Origin of the sequence: Streptomyces sp. AC550_RSS872, assembly GCF_019049285.1 — a bacterium.
Lineage (GTDB): Bacteria > Actinomycetota > Actinomycetes > Streptomycetales > Streptomycetaceae > Streptomyces.
In genome coordinates, this window is sequence record NZ_JAGMUL010000083.1 from 78,585 (window position 1) to 94,959 (window position 16,375).

Sequence of the window (16,375 nt, forward strand, 5' to 3'; positions counted from 1 at the left end):
GGCCTGTTTCACGTGAAACGTCGGTTTCACGTGAAACACTCAGCCGCCTCAGGCCCATCGCCCTCGCCCCGTTCTCAGACTGGTACGGCAGGATGTGCCCCATGCCCAGTGCAGAGACGACGCCCACGAGCGTGCACGAGCCAGACCCGGTGCGGCCGACCGCGGAGGACGAGGTGGCCGCGAACGGGAGTGAGCTGATCGGCGGCCCCATCGGGCGGCGTGCCCTGCTCGGGACGTCGTGGTGGACTCCGGTGCGGATCATCGCGCTCGTGGCGATCGGCATGTTCGCCCTCGGCCTGGTCCAGAAGGCGCCCTGCTACAACGGCGGCTGGTTCTTCGGTGCCAGCTCGCAGTACACGCATGCCTGCTATTCGGACATCCCGCACCTCTATCAGGGGCGTGGCTTCGCCGACGGGCTCGTGCCGTACTTCGACAAGCTTCCCGGCGACATGCAGTACCTCGAGTACCCGGTGCTGACCGGCGTGTTCATGGAGGTCGCCTCCTGGCTCACGACGGGGAGCGGCACCATCCAGCACCAGGAGCAGTGGTACTGGATGGTCAACGCAGGGATGCTGATGGCGTGCGCGGCCGTCATCGCCGTCTGCGTGAGCCGCACGCACACCCGGCGCCCCTGGGACGGCCTGCTGGTTGCCCTGGCACCCGCCTTCGCGCTGACCGCGACCATTAACTGGGACCTGCTGGCCGTCGCACTGACGGCCGCAGCGATGCTGATGTGGTCACGCGGCCGCGCCCTCGCCTTCGGCATCCTGCTCGGGCTCGCCACAGCCGCGAAGCTCTACCCCGTCTTCCTGCTCGGTCCGCTGCTGGTCCTGTGCTGGCGTACGGGCAAGTGGCGGGACTTCGGTAAGGCGCTGGGCGGCACCGTCGTCGCCTGGCTGGTCGTGAACCTGCCGGTGATGCTGCTCGCCTGGGACGGGTGGTCGCAGTTCTACCGGTTCAGTCAGGAACGGGGCGTCGACTTCGGCTCCTTCTGGTTGATCATGGCCCAGAACTCCACCGACCCGCTCACCACGGAGACCGTCAACACGCTCGCCACGCTGCTGATGCTGCTGTGCTGTGCCGGCATCGCCGCGCTCACGCTCACCGCGCCGCGACGTCCGCGGTTCGCCCAGCTGGCCTTCCTGATCGTCGCGGCGTTCATCCTCACCAACAAGGTCTACTCGCCGCAGTACGTCCTGTGGCTGGTGCCGCTGGCCGCGCTGGCCCGGCCGAGGTGGCGGGACTTCCTCATCTGGCAGGCGTGCGAGGTGGCGTATTTCCTCGGGATCTGGCTGTACCTCGCGTACACGACCAGCGGGGACGCCCACAAGGGACTGCCGCCCGATGGCTACCACTGGGCCATCGGCGTGCACCTGCTGGGGACGCTGTACTTGTGCGCCGTCGTCGTACGGGACATCCTCATGCCGGACCGCGATCCGGTGCGCCGGGCAGGCGAGGACGACCCTTCGGGCGGGGTGCTCGACAGAGCGGAGGACGTGTTCGTGTTCGGGCCCGCGGCCCATCCGCCACGGCACGCGGCTCACTTCGACGGGCCGCATGTGGAGTGGGGCAGTCCGGGGAAGACCACCGACGGTTCGCTCTGAGCGAACATGCGGGGTGGCGCAAGTGAAAGGCCGTACACGGACTCCTCCGTGTACGGCCTTTCGTGGTTATGACGTTGCCGAGCGGCGGTCGCTCAACGGTCGACGATCCGGTCGAACTGCGTGGTGGTGTGCCGCAGATGGGCGACCAGTTCGTCGCCGACCTTCGGCTCGGGGGCGTCCGCGGGGACGAACAGGATGGAGACCTGCATGTGCGGCGGCTCCGCGAACCAGCGCTGCTTGCCGCCCCACACGAAGGGAGAAAGGTTCCGGTTGACTGTGGCGAGGCCGGCCCGGGCAACGCCCTTGGCGCGCGGCATGACGCCGTGCAGGGCCTTGGGGGCCTCCAGGCCCACCCCGTGCGACGTACCGCCCGCAACGACCACCAGGAAGCCGTCGGAGGCCGTCTTCTGCTGCCGGTAGCCGAAGCGGTCACCCTTGGAGACACGCGTGACGTCCAAGACCGCGCCGCGGTACTCGGTGGCCTCGTGGTCGCCCAGCCACAGCCGAGTGCCGATGCGGGCCCGGAAGCGGGTCTGCGGGAACTGCTGTTGCAGACGGGCGAGTTCCTCGGCCTTGAGGTGGCTGACGAACATCGTGTGCAGCGGCAGCCGGGCCGCACGCAGGCGGTCCATCCAGCCGATGACCTCCTCGACGGCGTCCGAGCCGTCGGTGCGGTCCAGCGGCAGGTGGATGGCGAAGCCCTCCAACCGGACATTCTCTATGGCGGCGTGCAGCTGTGGCAGATCGTGCTCGCTGACCCCGTGCCGCTTCATCGAGGACATCACCTCGATGACCACACGGGCGCCCACGAGTCCGTACACGCCGTCCACCGACGAGACCGAGCGGATGACCCGGTCGGGCAGCGGAACCGGTTCCTCGCCGCGCCGGTACGGCGTCAGCACCAGCAGGTCACCACCGAACCAGTCCTTGATGCGCGCGGCCTCGTACGTCGTTCCGACGGCGAGGACGTCGGAACCCAGGCGCGTGGCCTCTTCCGCCAGCCGCTCGTGCCCGAACCCGTAGCCGTTGCCCTTGCAGACCGGGACGAGTCCCGGGAACTGCTCCTGCACGTGCTTGTGGTGCGCCCGCCAGCGCGCGGTGTCGACGTAGAGCGTGAGCGCCATGGCCGGACCTGGAACCTTTCTCGTGGCTGCGGTGTATCAGAGGTATGGAAGCTATCGACGGTGCAGCTGTTGACGGTATCGAAGCAGAGATCGCAAGGTCAGCGGCGCGACATGTAGATGTCGAGCGCCTTGTGGAGCAGCTTGTTGAGCGGGAAGTCCCACTCCCCGAGGTACTCGGCGGCCTGGCCGCCCGTGCCCACCTTGAACTGGATCAGGCCGAAGAGGTGGTCGGTCTCGTCCAGCGAGTCGGAGATTCCGCGCAGGTCGTAGACGGTGGCGCCGAGCGCGTAGGCGTCGCGCAGCATCCGCCACTGCATCGCGTTCGAGGGCCGGACCTCACGTCCGATGTTGTCGGAGGCGCCGTAGGAGTACCAGACGTGCCCGCCGACGATCAGCATCGTCGCCGCCGACAGGTTCACACCGTTGTGCCGGGCGAAGTACAGCCGCATGCGGTTGGGGTCCTCGGTGTTGAGGGCCGTCCACATGCGCTGGAAGTACGACAGCGGACGCGGGCGGAAATGGTCCCGCACGGCAGTGATCTCGTACAGCCGCTGCCACTCGGCGAGGTCCTGGTAACCGCCCTGGACGACCTCGACGCCGGCCTTCTCGGCCTTCTTGATGTTGCGTCGCCACAGCTGGTTGAAGTTCTTGTGGACCTCTTCCAGGGACCGGTTGGCCAGCGGCACCTGGTAGACGTAGCGAGGCTGTACGTCGCCGAAGCCGGCCCCGCCGTCCTCGCCCTGCTGCCAGCCCATACGGCGCAGCTTGTCGGCGACCTCGAAAGCACGCGGCTCGATGAAGTCGGCCTCGATGTCGCGCAGCCGCTTCACGTCCGGGTTCTGGATGCCCTGCTTGATGGAGCCCGCCTCCCAGCGCCGGATGATCACCGGCGGGCCCATCTTCACGGAGAAGGCGCCCTGTTGCTTCAGGTGCGCCAGCATCGGCTCCAGCCACTCGGTCAGATTCGGCGCGAACCAGTTGATGACCGGGCCCTCGGGCAGATAGGCGAGGTAGCGCTTGATCTTGGGCAGCTGCCGGTAGAGGACGAGGCCGGCGCCGACGAGCTCGCCGCTCTTGTCGAACCAGCCGAGGCTCTCCGAGCGCCACTCCGCCTTGACGTCCGCCCAGGCCGGGACCTGCATGTGGCTCGCCGACGGCAGGCTCTGGATGTATGCCAGATGCTGCTCGCGACTGATCGTCCTCAGGGTCAGGCTCATTCGGGGCGCTCCTCGGGCTGGTGTGTCCCCATGGGTACAGGGGCTCCGGCTCTCGCGCCGAAGCCTACTGCGCCTTTCGAGCGCCCCGACTGGGCGTACGGAAGCTTCGCCCCGGCCCGGTGGCCGCCGAGGCGTTCGATGGAGCACTATGCGGTGTTCTACCGGTGTTCGGAGGACAACCTCCGTGGTTGGTGTGGGGAGGACAGTGCCCCTGGCGTCAGAAGACCCCGCCGAAGAGGCCACCGTGCGCCATGCCGAGGAAGAAGCCGACCGCCGAGGCGCCGAGGCCGATGATCAGCCCGAAGCGTTCGCGGGTCGTCACCGAGATCCACTGCCCGTATGCGCCGGTGAGGATTCCCACCAGGCCGGTCCAGGAGCTGAGCAGGTGCAGGTTGTGGAACATCGCCGTGACGAAGGCCGTGATGCCCAGCACCAGGGTCACCACGAGCAGGGTGTCCTGGAGAGGGTGGGGCTTTCCGTCCGTGGCGAAAAGGCCTCCGACGGTGTTGGGTCGCAATGCCTGTGCCATAGGGCACCTCCTGCGGAAGGCGGCGCATCGTAGCGCCATACACACCCGATGTGTACAGATTGTGGGCGTCGGCGGCCGGATTTCAACCGGAAGCCGGTGTGCGGGTACTGTGTAGCGTCTGCACCGGTGTCTGCCCGGGCCAGCTCGGGGAACCGTGAGGTCACCCCCGATTGTCAGTGGCGGCCGATACCGTTGCGTACGCATCACAACCCTCCTGCCACGGAACGACCGTGGCCGCTGAGTCCAAAGGAGGTGGGTTCCACATGCGTCACTACGAGGTGATGGTCATCCTCGACCCCGATCTGGAGGAGCGCGCTGTCGCCCCCCTGATCGAGAACTTCCTCTCCGTCGTCCGTGAGGGCAACGGGAAGGTCGAGAAGGTCGACACCTGGGGCCGTCGTCGTCTCTCGTACGAGATCAAGAAGAAGCCTGAGGGCATCTACTCGGTCATCGACCTGCAGGCCGAGCCTGCGGTCGTCAAGGAGCTCGACCGCCAGATGAACCTGAACGAGTCGGTCCTCCGGACCAAGGTCCTCCGCCCCGAGACCCACTGAGCTCTCCCGCTCAGCTGAACTCGGGATTCGAGTAGCAGCAACCAAGCAGCCAGAGCAGCAAACCCGCCGAGAGGTTCCCCCATGGCAGGCGAGACCGTCATCACGGTCGTCGGCAATCTTGTCGACGACCCCGAGCTGCGCTTCACCCCGTCCGGTGCGGCGGTCGCGAAGTTCCGTGTCGCGTCCACCCCCCGCACCTTCGACCGCCAGACGAATGAGTGGAAGGACGGCGAGAGCCTGTTCCTGACCTGCTCGGTCTGGCGTCAGGCGGCGGAGAACGTCGCCGAGTCGCTCCAGCGAGGCATGCGCGTCATCGTGCAGGGCCGGCTGAAGCAGCGGTCCTACGAGGACCGTGAGGGCGTCAAGCGCACGGTCTACGAGCTGGACGTCGAGGAAGTCGGCGCCAGCCTGCGGAACGCCACGGCGAAGGTCACCAAGACCTCTGGTGGTGCCCGCGGTGGCCAGGGCGGTTACGGCGGCGGTGGCGGTGGCGGCCAGGGTGGCGGCGGCTGGGGCGGAAGCTCCGGTGGCGGCCAGCAGGGCGGCGGAGCTCCCGCCGACGACCCGTGGGCGACCGGCGCTCCCGCCGGTGGCCAGCAGGGCGGCGGCGGTGGCGGCGGCTGGGGTGGAAACTCCGGCGGCGGCCAGGGCGGCGGCTACTCGGACGAGCCCCCCTTCTAGGCCTTCGGGCCAGGCCTGCGGGCCGGTCCGGGTCAAAGGGCGGGTCGTACCCAAACTTCTTGATCACACAGGAGAAACATCATGGCGAAGCCGCCTGTGCGCAAGCCGAAGAAGAAGGTCTGCGCTTTCTGCAAGGACAAGGTCACGTACGTGGACTACAAGGACACGAACATGCTGCGGAAGTTCATTTCCGACCGCGGCAAGATCCGTGCCCGCCGCGTGACCGGCAACTGCACGCAGCACCAGCGTGACGTCGCCACGGCCGTCAAGAACAGCCGTGAGATGGCGCTGCTGCCCTACACCTCCACCGCGCGATAAGGGAAGGGTGACCGACCAATGAAGATCATCCTCACCCACGAGGTCTCCGGCCTCGGCGCCGCGGGCGACGTCGTCGACGTCAAGGACGGTTACGCTCGCAACTACCTGATCCCGCGGAAGTTCGCGATCCGCTGGACCAAGGGTGGCGAGAAGGACGTCGAGCAGATCCGTCGTGCTCGCAAGATCCACGAGATCCAGACCATCGAGCAGGCCAACCAGGTCAAGGGCCAGCTCGAGGCGGTCAAGGTCCGTCTGGCCGTCCGCTCCGGCGACGCCGGTCGTCTCTTCGGCTCCGTCACCCCGGCCGACATCGCTTCCGCGATCAAGGCCGCCGGTGGTCCCGAGGTCGACAAGCGCCGCATCGAGCTCGGTGCTCCGATCAAGACCCTGGGCGCCCACGAGACGTCCGTGCGTCTGCACCCCGAGGTTGCCGCCAAGGTCAACATCGAGGTCGTCGCGGCCTGATCACCGCGCTCGGCTAGAACAGCTGAGAGGAGGGGCCGTACCCGTTGGGGTGCGGCCCCTCCGCTGTGCGGCCAGCGCCATCCTGGTGCGGATGGCGTCTAGGTGCGGATCGCTGTACGTCCGTTTCACGTGAAACAGCGTGTTTCACGTGAAACATTCAGCGCGTCGCGCCCGTGACGATCCAGCGGCCCGAGCGGGTGCGCAGCCAGAGCGTCAGCATGCGCACCGTCATCATCAGCGTCATGGCTGCCCAGACTGCGGTAAGGCCGCCGCCGGTCACGGGGACGAGCAGAGCCACCGGAATGAACGCAGTCAGGGTGAGCACCATGGCCCAGGCGAGGTAGGGGCCGTCGCCTGCTCCCATGAGGACGCCGTCCAGGATGAAGACAATGCCGCAGATCGGCTGGGAGAGCGCCACCATGAGCAGCGCGGGTAGAGCTGTGTCCTGGACGACCGTGTCGCTGGTGAACAATGGCAGGAAGAGTGGCCGTGTGATCACCACGAGCAGTCCGAGTACCACGCCGGCTGCGATCCCCCACTGCACCATGCGGCGGCAGGCAACACGGGCGCCCTCGGCATCACCGGCACCGAGATACCGGCCGATGATGGCTTGTCCGGCGATGGCGATGGCGTCCAATGCGAAGGCGAGCAGGCTCCACAACGAGAGGATGATCTGGTGCGCGGCTATGTCGGCGTCCCCGAGGCGGGCCGCGACAGCCGTGGCAATCATCAGGATCGCCCGCAGCGAGAGGGTGCGGACCAGCAGGGGCACACCGGCCTGTGCACAGGCCCTTATGCCTGCCGCGTCGGGGCGCAGGGAGGCACCGTGCTCTCGGGCCCCGCGGACGACGACCACGAGGTAGACCGCGGCCATGCCGCACTGGGCGATGACGGTGCCCCAGGCGGATCCGGCGATGCCGAGGCCGGCGCCATACACAAGGCCCACGTTGAGGACGGCATTGGCGACGAAGCCCGCTCCGGCGACATAGAGGGGGGTCCTGGTGTCCTGCAGTCCACGCAGGACACCGGTGGCAGCCAGTACGACGAGCATGGCCGGGATACCGAGAGCGGAGATACGTAGATAGGTGATTGCGTACGGGGCCGCTGTGTCCGAGGCGCCGAAGAGTTCCACGAGGGACGGTGCCAACGGCAGGACGACCGCGACGACGACGGCACCGAGAAGGAGGGCCAACCAGATGCCGTCCATGCCCTGGCGGATGGCGGCCTGGAGGTCGCCGGCGCCGACGCGACGGGCAACGGCCGCCGTGGTGGCGTAGGCGAGGAAGACGAACACGCTGACAGCTGTCATGAGGAGGGCTGAGGCGACCCCGAGTCCGGCGAGCTGTGCTGTGCCGAGATGGCCGACGATCGCGCTGTCGGCCATGACGAACAGGGGCTCGGCGACGAGTGCGCCGAAGGCCGGAACGGCCAAGGCGACGATCTCTCGGTCGTGCTGTCGCCGGGCGGCCTTGGGAGTCGCGGGAGCCTGTGTCATGGCCACCAATCTAATCGTCCACAGGTAAGAGATGCAATGAACTACTGACCCTTACTTGCTCTGTTGTGCTCTGTGCTTGCGTGCACCGTTCGAAGAGATCTTGGTCCGACTGGGGAAGTTTTTCTTCTGCACAGCCGGTGGACGGTAAATTAGCAGGTCAGGGGCGGTGTGTGGGAATCTCTGGGGGCTTGTTCACAGGGCTGTCCACCGTGTCGTGCACAGGTTTTGTGGAGTTCTCCACAGCATCCGGGCCGTCGTCCACATGGCCTGTGGATAACCAGATTGGCTGACGGTGCCGACAGGCCTACCGTGGTCCGGCGCCCACTCCGTCCGTCGGCCGGGAAACCATCACAAAACCGACGTGCCAGAACCGGAGTTGGGCGTCTCATTTGTCAGTGGCGTGCCGTAGAACTGAGGGGCACGGCGAGGTCCGCTCGGCGGACGGGAGGAGGTGGCTCGGTGAGTATTTCCGAGCCCTTGGACGACCCCTGGGCCGACAGCGGTCCCAGTGATCGTCTGCCCGCCTCCCGCCGACGTGGTGACAGCGGCCGTGGACGTGACGAGCAGCATGATCGTGGCCGGGACAACGGTCAGTGGGACGGCGGAGGCTCCGCCTTCGAGCGGGTCCCGCCGCAGGACCTCGACGCCGAGCAGTCCGTCCTCGGCGGCATGCTGCTGTCCAAGGACGCCATCGCCGATGTCGTCGAGGTCATCAAGGGCCATGACTTCTACAAGCCCGCGCACGAGACGATCTTCCAGGCGATCCTCGACGTCTATGCCAAGGGTGAGCCGGCCGACCCCATCACCATCGCCGCCGAGCTCACCAAGCGCGGCGAGATCAACAAGGTCGGCGGTGCCGCGTATCTCCACACGCTCGTCCAGACGGTGCCGACGGCGGCGAACGCCGAGTACTACGCGGAGATCGTCCACGAGCGGGCCGTCCTGCGCCGACTTGTCGAGGCCGGCACCCGCATCACGCAGATGGGATACGCGGCCGACGATGACGTCGACGAGATCGTCAACCGCGCCCAGGCCGAGATCTATGCGGTCACCGAGCAGCGCACCAGCGAGGACTATCTGCCGCTCGGCGACATCATGGAGGGCGCGCTCGACGAGATCGAGGCGATCGGTTCCCGCACTGGCGAGATGACCGGTGTGCCCACCGGGTTCACTGACCTCGACTCGCTCACCAACGGACTGCACCCGGGTCAGATGATCGTCATCGCGGCCCGTCCCGCCATGGGCAAGTCCACGCTCGCCCTCGACTTCGCGCGGGCGGCGTCCATCAAGCACAACCTGGCGAGCGTCATCTTCTCCCTGGAAATGGGGCGCAACGAGATCGCGATGCGTCTGCTGTCGGCCGAGGCGCGCGTGGCCCTGCACCACATGCGCTCCGGCACCATGACGGACGAGGACTGGACCCGACTGGCACGCCGGATGCCCGAGGTGTCGGCGGCGCCGCTCTACATCGATGACTCCCCGAACCTGTCGATGATGGAGATCCGGGCGAAGTGCCGTCGGCTGAAGCAGCGCAACGACATCAAGCTCGTGATCATCGACTATCTGCAGCTGATGCAGTCCGGTGGGTCCAAGCGTTCCGAGAGCCGCCAGCAGGAGGTCTCGGACATGTCCCGTAACCTCAAGCTTCTGGCCAAGGAGCTGGAGGTCCCGGTGATCGCGCTCTCGCAGCTCAACCGTGGTCCCGAGCAGCGCACGGACAAGAAGCCGATGGTGTCCGACCTGCGTGAGTCCGGCTCCATCGAGCAGGACGCCGACATGGTGATCCTGCTGCACCGTGAGGACGCCTACGAGAAGGAGTCGCCGCGCGCGGGCGAGGCGGACATCATCGTGGGCAAGCACCGTAACGGTCCTACGGCGACGATCACGGTCGCCTTCCAGGGGCACTACTCGCGTTTCGTCGACATGGCGCAGACCTGATCCACCCCCTGCGGGGATTTGCGCTCGACTGTCGGCCGCCCACCGGGGTGGACTGGGGCCATGACGACATCTCAGGAAGAGCTGCTTCCCAGCACGCGTCGGGCGCTTCTGCATCGCATCGCCGTGGCCCAGGCCGAAGGCCGTGCACCCTCGCTGGTCGCCGCCGTGGTACGGGACGGCAGGGCTGTCTGGCATGGCTCGCGTACCTCGGTGGACGGGCATGGGCCGGACGAGAGCGTGCAGTACCGCATCGGCTCGATCACCAAGACCTTCACTGCCGTTCTTGTTCTGCGACTGCGCGACGAGGGACTGCTCGACCTCGCTGACCCGTTGGAGAAACATCTGCCGGGAACCGGGGTGGGGGAGGCGACCATCGCCGAACTGCTCGCGCACACCACCGGGTTGGCGGCCGAGTCGCCGGGGCCCTGGTGGGAGCGGACCCCCGGATCGCTGCGGCCCGAGTTGTCCGATGTGCTGGGTGTGCAGCCCTTCCTGCATCCTTCGGGACGCCGGTTCCACTACTCGAACCCCGGTTACACGCTGCTGGGCGCACTGGTCGAGAGGTTGAGGGGCGCCGCCTGGGAGGACGTACTCCGGCGAGAAGTGCTCGAACCGCTGGAGCTGAACCGCACGAGTACGCGCCCGCAGGCGCCGCACGCGGGCGGCTGGGCCGTGCATCCCTGGGCGGATGCGATGCTTCCCGAACCCAGCGAGGACCTGGGCCGGATGGCGCCGGCCGGCCAACTGTGGTCGACGACCGCCGACTTGGCCCGGTTCGCCGTCTTTCTGGCCCGGGGCGACGACCGTGTGCTCAGTGCCCGGTCCGTACGGGAGATGCGGACGCCGGCAGCGCCGCCCGAGGCCGCTGATGTGGCGGAGGGAGCGGCCTACGGCCTCGGTATGCAGATCCAGCACAGGGACGGGCGGCTGCTTGTGGGCCATGGTGGATCGTTGCCGGGCTTCCTGGCGAGCTTGATGATCAGCGTGGAGGACGACGTGGCCGCCGTGGTGCTGACCAACTGCACCTCTGGACCGCTGGTGTCCCTCGTCGCAGCCGACCTCGTCCGGATCGTTGCGGAGGCCGAGCCGCGGCTCCCCGAGCCCTGGCGGCCGATGCATGAAGTCGACACGGCACAACTGGAGTTGGCGGGGCAGTGGTACTGGGGGACGCACGCCTTCGCCCTGCGGCTGACCGCCGACGGCCTGGCTTCGCTGGAGCCGCTGTCCGGCAAGGGCCGCCGCTCCCGGTTCCGGCCCAACGGTGACGGCACATGGACGGGTCTGGAGGGCTACTACGCCGGCGAGCTCCTGAAGGTCGTACGACGCCCGGACGGCATCGTGGACCATCTGGACCTCGGATCCTTCGTCTTCACGCGCCAGCCGTACGACGAGGGGGCTGCCGTACCGGGCGGAGTGGATCCGGACGGGTGGCGGGGGAGCAGCTCGTTCTGACCGTCGGGCGATGCGCTGTTTCACGTGAAACAGCGCATCGCCCTGTCACAACTGGAGCTTGAATCCCACATGTGAGGCCGTGAAGCCTAGACGCTCATAGAAGCGGTGGGCGTCGGTACGGGAGTTGTCGGAGGTCAGCTGCACCAACTGGCAGTTCTGACGCTGGGATTCAGCGACAGCCCATGCGATGAGCTGCGTCCCCAGACCACTGCCGCGCTCATCGGCATGGATACGTACGCCTTCGATGATGGAGCGGGTCGCGCCCTTGCGGGACAGCCCGGGGATGATCGTGAGCTGGAGCGTGCCGACGACAAGGCCCTCGCGGACGGCGACGACCAGGTGCTGGTTCGGGTCGCTGCTGAGCCGTTCCAGGGCGGCGAGGTAAGGAGTCAGGTCGTCCGGTGACTCGCGCTGGGTGCCCAGCGGATCGTCCGCGAGCATGTCGACGATCGCGGGGATGTCTTCGGCGACAGCGGCTCGTATCTCAAGATCTCCCATGACCGCACCCTATGCGGGCGCCCGGAGCGTCTCCACCGTCCGGACCAGGGGGGCGAGTTCGGGGTTCTGTGCGGCTTGGTCGAGGGCTTCGCGCAGGGCTTTGTCGTTGGTCGGGCGGGCTTCTTCCAGGAGGCGGAGGCCTGCTTCGGTGACGTCGGTGTAGATGCCGCGGCGGTCGGTGGGGCACAGGTAGCGGGAGAGCAGGCCGCGGTCTTCCAGGCGGGTGACGAGCCGGGTGGTGGCGCTCTGGCTGAGGACGACCGCGTCGGCGACCTGCTTCATCTGGAGGTGGCCGCCGTCGCCGTCGTGCTGGCGGCTGAGCACGTCCAGCAGGGAGTACTCGCGCACGCTCAGATCGTGCCCGGCCTGAAGGGCGCGCTCGATGTGCGCCTCGATCCTGCCGTGCAGCAGGGAGAGCGCGCACCAGCCCTGCGCGAGGGCGGTGAGCGCGGGGTCCGTCGCTGTCATGGCGTATTCCTCCGTCCCGGAGCGGCTGAAGTCAGAGTAGAGCAAGGTCGCGGTAGCCCGCGCTTGCAAGTAGAGAGCGTCTGCAAGTATTGTTGGCGAATGTAAAGCGCTCCTGCAATCTTCTGGGAAGGTGTACCCCTTCATGCCTCTCGCGCTTCTGGCCCTCGCGATCGGGGCCTTCGGAATCGGAACCACCGAGTTCGTGATCATGGGCTTGCTGCCCGAGGTCGCGGGCGACTTCGGGGTCTCCATCCCCACGGCCGGCTTTCTGGTGACCGGCTACGCGCTTGGCGTGGTCCTCGGCGCTCCCCTGATGACCGTGCTCGGCACCAAGGTCTCCCGTAAGCGGATGCTGATGCTGCTGATGGGACTGTTCATCGTCGGCAACGTGCTGTCCGCTCTCGCCCCCGCCTTCTCCGTCATGTTGATCGGCCGCGTGGTCGCCTCGCTTGCCCACGGTGCCTTCTTCGGCATCGGCTCGGTCGTCGCGGCCGACCTGGTCGCCCCGGACAAGAAGGCCGGAGCCATCGCCATGATGTTCACCGGTCTGACCGTCGCCAACGTCGTCGGCGTGCCGCTGGGGACGTTCGTCGGACAGGCAGCGGGCTGGCGGGTCACCTTCGGCATCGTCGCTGCCCTCGGGCTCGTCGGCCTCGCCGGAATCGCCAAGCTGGTCCCCGACATGCCCAAGCAGCAGGGTGTACGCCTGCGCCACGAACTGGCCGCGTTCAAGAACGCCCAGGTGCTGCTCGCCATGGCGATGACGGTCCTCGGCTTCGGCGGCGTCTTCGCGGCCATCACCTACATCGCGCCGATGATGACCCATGTCGCCGGCTTCGCCGACGGATCCGTCACCTGGCTGCTGGTCCTGTTCGGACTCGGCATGGTCGGCGGCAACCTCGTCGGCGGCAAGTACGCCGACCGCGCGCTGATGCCCCTGCTCTACGTCTCCCTGGGCGCCCTCGCCGCCGTACTCGCGCTCTTCACTCTCACGGCCCACAACAAGGTCCTCGCGGCCGTCACCATCGCGCTGATCGGCGCCCTGGGATTCGCCACCGTTCCCCCGCTGCAGAAGCGAGTCCTCGACCAGGCACACGGCGCCCCGACCCTCGCCTCGGCCGTGAACATCGGCGCCTTCAACCTCGGTAACGCCCTCTCCGCCTGGCTCGGCGGCATCGTCATCGCCGCCGGCTTCGGCTACACGTCCCCCAACTGGGTGGGCGCCGCTCTCGCAGCGGCCGCGCTGCTGCTCGCGTTCCTCTCGGCAGTGCTGGAACGCCGCGCCGGAGCCTCTTCCGGCACCGTCGTCACGGGTACCGCGCCCGTCGAGCAGCGAGCCGTCGCCCACCACTGAGCCGACCCGAGTGCGGGGTCAGGGCCGCCCCCGCACATCCGGTCCCGGGACAGTCCACCTCAGCACCACCACACCGCAAGGAGAACTCCTGTGAGCACCACCCTCGCCGTCGCCCCCTTGACCACCCAGGACGCCGATGTCCTGGTCGAGGCCGCACACCGGACAGCCGAGGCCGCCGGGGTGACGGTCAGCGTCACGATCCTGGATGCCGGAGGCCGGCTGCTCGCCTTCCGGCGGGACGACCGAGCCGTGCTGATCTCCGGGGAGACCAGCACCCGCAAGGCCTACACGGCACTCCAGCTCGACGCCCCCACCGCCGATCTCGTCGACGCCGTACAGCCCGGTGGCCTCTTCCACACCCTGCCCACCGCGCTCGACCGGCCGCTGCTCTTCATCGCGGGAGGTGTGCCGATCCATCGGGACGGCCGGCTGATCGGCGCGATCGGGGTGGGCGGCGGCGCACCGGACCAGGACCACGAGTTCGCGACGGCCGCGATCGAGGCACTCGCCTGACGGCACACCTCTGCGGCACCCGACCGCACCCCTGCATCGATGACGAGACGCCGGCCCCCGACGGGGACCGGCGTTTCCCATGAGTGCTTCAGTTCGCAGCCGAGGATCTCAGCCCGCGGCGACCGTCAGGGGAGCGAACCGCCGGGTCCAGTCGCCGGGTAGTTCCGAGAGGCCCGACGTCATGACCGAGTTGAAGGCGACCGATGCCAAGCCGTGCTCCTTCGCCCAGGTCAGCAGCTGCTCATGGCGTACATCGACATCGGTGCGCAGCGGTTGGTCGGTGTGGGTGGCGAGGGAAGCGATGAGGGCCTTCGCGGTCCCCGTGTCGCGAGCGATCAGTGGGCCCACGACCTGCGTGGCCATGTTGGGCCAGGCGCCCGCGTAGCCGATGATCCGGCCGTTCTCCTCGGCGACCCGCAGCTGGTCGAGGAAAGCGGGCAGCCGCGTGATGATGTGCGTGCGATCGGCGCCGAACACCTCCTCGTCGAGCCGGAGGATCGCGCTGAGATCCTCGGCGGTGGCCGCACGCGTGGCGACTGAGGGCTTCCAGGTGCCGGGAATAAAGGTCCCCCGCAGCATCTCCGCCCGGCCGGTCGCCTTGAAGCCGAGTTCCTCGTAGAGCGGTCGCCCGTACGGCGTCGCGTGCAACGTCAGCGGTGTCGTGCCCATCGCGGAGATGACGTGCCGCATCAGCCGGCGTCCGATGCCCTGGCGGGCGTGGCGCTCGGCGACCAGGACCATGCCGATGGCGGCCAGGTCGGGGCTGTCCCGCGGTCCGTACTCCGTGATGACGCAGGCGCTGACGAGTCCGCCGGCGGGGTCGTCGATCCCGTAGCCCTTTCCGGCTGTCAGAAGGAAGCTCCACTTGTGTTCCTCACGGGGCCAGCCCCGATCCTCGGACAAGTCGGCGCAGGCGGTGAGGTCGCGAGGCGACAGACGGCGGATGGGCAGAGCGGCGAGGGAAGGAGTCGGCACGCAGGTCAGGCTGTCTGACGACTGCACTGGTCGTCCAGCCGTTTCCGGGGAGACGTACGAGCTTTTGGCCATGTCATGGTCCACTGCGTGGCGCTCCGATGGCCGTCGGGTGTTTCACGTGAAACACGGACGAACGTGGGGCGTCCATCACGGCAACTCGGGCTGGAAACGGAGACCATCGCGCTCGAGCGTATGCAACCCGCTCCTCCATGGGATGGATCTGTGGGAAGCCTATGAATTGGTGTGCAGCCGCCGGTAATTGAAGAAAACGCGTCGCGTTCGCCTCTCGGCCCATTCGTGAGGAAGGAAGGGGGGACTTGTGATCGGGGCGGCTGCCGGTATGGTCGACTCCGGTTCGTGTCCGAGCTGTGATCGAGGCTCACAGCGGCGACCGAGCGCAAGGCAATGCAGCCTAACGGGACGGAGAGATCGAAGACCCGCATTCTCGGTTATGCGGCCGGGTGCCCACACGCGATGGGATGCTGCGAGAGAGTACTGCGGCCAATGTCACACTCTCGCCTACTTGTCCGTACCGGGTGTGAATACGGGTTGAATGTCGCCGTATTGGTTGTGGCAACGAACGGGGAATGCAAGCCGTCGCGGGGGAAGCAGGCACCTTCCGATCGAGGAAGTGCGCAGACCGACCGAAAGATGTTCGAGGCGAGGCACACCATGGACGCTCCGACCACCACGTCGGCCGACAACGGCACTTCCGGCGGCGGAGGCGGCTGGTTCACGCCGCGCAAGCAGCTGGCGACAACTCCAGGCAGCGAACAGGAGACGGCCGAGGGCAGCCGCCTCGCGGCGATGCGCCCGGTGGGCAGGACGGCGGCAGCCGACGATCCGACACCGCCGCCCCAGGACGGCACACAGCCCACCACGACGGTCACCCCGGCGGGACCCACTGCGCCGGACACCGGATCCGTCCCCGCCACCCCGGCGCCCACGGGACCTCAGGCCCCGGAGCGGGAGACACCGATGGCGATATCACCCCCCGCGACACCCGCCCCGAGCCCTATGTCGCCCGCTCTGCCGACGCCCGCTCTCACCTCGTCCCCAGGACACGCATCCTCAGGACACGCATCCCCAGCACCAGCGCCGCAAGGCTTCGCCCAGACGACCGCGGCACGGCCGGAGATATCGAACCCCACCCCCCTCACCCCGCCCGCCCCGCACGTACGCGTGCCGAC

Annotated in this window: 16 protein-coding genes and 1 pseudogene; 10 read left to right on the forward strand and 7 right to left on the reverse strand. The window is 67.8% G+C overall.

The genetic code is table 11. From position 1 onward, the window contains the following. Window positions 1–101: 101 nt before the first annotated feature. On the forward strand, window positions 102–1,604 hold the full coding sequence (locus KUM44_RS28335; protein ID WP_217212367.1) for a glycosyltransferase family 87 protein: 1,503 nt from the start codon (window positions 102–104) through the stop codon (window positions 1,602–1,604). Window positions 1,605–1,696: 92 nt separating this feature from the next. Here KUM44_RS28335 and KUM44_RS28340 read toward each other — a convergent pair whose 3' ends face one another. The 3 genes from KUM44_RS28340 to KUM44_RS28350 form a co-directional block, all read right to left on the reverse strand. After that, window positions 1,697–2,728 carry an alanine racemase gene (locus tag KUM44_RS28340; protein WP_062721160.1) on the reverse strand — a complete coding sequence of 344 codons (1,032 nt, stop codon included), beginning with the start codon at window positions 2,726–2,728 and terminating at the stop codon, window positions 1,697–1,699. A 98-nt stretch (window positions 2,729–2,826) separates the two neighbouring features. Next, window positions 2,827–3,945 carry a peptidoglycan bridge formation glycyltransferase FemX gene (gene femX, locus KUM44_RS28345; RefSeq protein ID WP_217212369.1) on the reverse strand — a complete coding sequence of 373 codons (1,119 nt, stop codon included), beginning with the start codon at window positions 3,943–3,945 and terminating at the stop codon, window positions 2,827–2,829. Between the two features lie 217 nt (window positions 3,946–4,162). Then, a complete protein-coding gene (locus KUM44_RS28350; protein WP_048581466.1) occupies window positions 4,163–4,474 on the reverse strand; it encodes a hypothetical protein in 312 nt (103 codons plus the stop codon). A 263-nt stretch (window positions 4,475–4,737) separates the two neighbouring features. Between KUM44_RS28350 and rpsF the strand changes: the two genes are divergently transcribed. The 4 genes from rpsF to rplI all read left to right on the forward strand — a co-directional run bounded on the left by rpsF (window position 4,738) and on the right by rplI (window position 6,492). Continuing rightward, window positions 4,738–5,028: a 30S ribosomal protein S6 gene (gene rpsF, locus KUM44_RS28355; protein WP_005482942.1), complete on the forward strand. Its 291-nt coding sequence runs from the start codon at window positions 4,738–4,740 to the stop codon at window positions 5,026–5,028. A gap of 81 nt (window positions 5,029–5,109) precedes the next feature. Continuing rightward, window positions 5,110–5,709, forward strand: coding sequence for a single-stranded DNA-binding protein (locus KUM44_RS28360; protein WP_217212370.1), 600 nt, complete (start codon window positions 5,110–5,112; stop codon window positions 5,707–5,709). An 81-nt stretch (window positions 5,710–5,790) separates the two neighbouring features. Further along, entirely contained in the window at window positions 5,791–6,027 is a 237-nt protein-coding gene (gene rpsR, locus KUM44_RS28365) for a 30S ribosomal protein S18 (RefSeq protein ID WP_003949403.1), read from the forward strand. 18 nt (window positions 6,028–6,045) lie between these two features. Further along, window positions 6,046–6,492, forward strand: coding sequence for a 50S ribosomal protein L9 (gene rplI, locus KUM44_RS28370; RefSeq protein WP_217212371.1), 447 nt, complete (start codon window positions 6,046–6,048; stop codon window positions 6,490–6,492). A gap of 157 nt (window positions 6,493–6,649) precedes the next feature. Here the strand turns inward: rplI and KUM44_RS28375 are convergent, their stop codons facing one another. Then, the gene (locus KUM44_RS28375; RefSeq protein ID WP_217212372.1) at window positions 6,650–7,987 is read right to left on the reverse strand and encodes an MATE family efflux transporter; all 1,338 of its coding nucleotides are present in this window, start codon (window positions 7,985–7,987) and stop codon (window positions 6,650–6,652) included. Between the two features lie 459 nt (window positions 7,988–8,446). On the opposite strand from KUM44_RS28375, the gene dnaB reads away from it, so the two are divergent. Together dnaB and KUM44_RS28385 are read left to right on the forward strand one after the other, a co-directional pair. Continuing rightward, entirely contained in the window at window positions 8,447–9,925 is a 1,479-nt protein-coding gene (dnaB, locus tag KUM44_RS28380; RefSeq protein WP_217212374.1) for a replicative DNA helicase, read from the forward strand. A 60-nt stretch (window positions 9,926–9,985) separates the two neighbouring features. Beyond that, window positions 9,986–11,377: a serine hydrolase gene (locus KUM44_RS28385; RefSeq protein ID WP_217212376.1), complete on the forward strand. Its 1,392-nt coding sequence runs from the start codon at window positions 9,986–9,988 to the stop codon at window positions 11,375–11,377. A gap of 45 nt (window positions 11,378–11,422) precedes the next feature. Here the strand turns inward: KUM44_RS28385 and KUM44_RS28390 are convergent, their stop codons facing one another. Then, window positions 11,423–11,875 carry a GNAT family N-acetyltransferase gene (locus KUM44_RS28390; RefSeq protein ID WP_217212378.1) on the reverse strand — a complete coding sequence of 151 codons (453 nt, stop codon included), beginning with the start codon at window positions 11,873–11,875 and terminating at the stop codon, window positions 11,423–11,425. A 9-nt stretch (window positions 11,876–11,884) separates the two neighbouring features. Continuing rightward, complete coding sequence (locus tag KUM44_RS28395; RefSeq protein WP_217212381.1) at window positions 11,885–12,343, reverse strand: MarR family winged helix-turn-helix transcriptional regulator; 459 nt, start codon at window positions 12,341–12,343, stop codon at window positions 11,885–11,887. A 142-nt stretch (window positions 12,344–12,485) separates the two neighbouring features. Here KUM44_RS28395 and KUM44_RS28400 point away from each other — a divergent pair, with 142 nt between their 5' ends. Together KUM44_RS28400 and KUM44_RS28405 are read left to right on the forward strand one after the other, a co-directional pair. Continuing rightward, the gene (locus KUM44_RS28400; RefSeq protein WP_217212382.1) at window positions 12,486–13,697 is read left to right on the forward strand and encodes an MFS transporter; all 1,212 of its coding nucleotides are present in this window, start codon (window positions 12,486–12,488) and stop codon (window positions 13,695–13,697) included. A gap of 90 nt (window positions 13,698–13,787) precedes the next feature. Beyond that, the gene (locus KUM44_RS28405) at window positions 13,788–14,210 is read left to right on the forward strand and encodes a heme-binding protein (protein ID WP_217212384.1); all 423 of its coding nucleotides are present in this window, start codon (window positions 13,788–13,790) and stop codon (window positions 14,208–14,210) included. 108 nt (window positions 14,211–14,318) lie between these two features. Here KUM44_RS28405 and KUM44_RS28410 read toward each other — a convergent pair whose 3' ends face one another. Next, on the reverse strand, window positions 14,319–15,185 hold the full coding sequence (locus tag KUM44_RS28410; protein ID WP_217212386.1) for a GNAT family N-acetyltransferase: 867 nt from the start codon (window positions 15,183–15,185) through the stop codon (window positions 14,319–14,321). Between the two features lie 672 nt (window positions 15,186–15,857). Here KUM44_RS28410 and KUM44_RS45770 point away from each other — a divergent pair. Then, a pseudogene (locus KUM44_RS45770) lies at window positions 15,858–16,375 on the forward strand (flavohemoprotein); the annotation flags it as partial.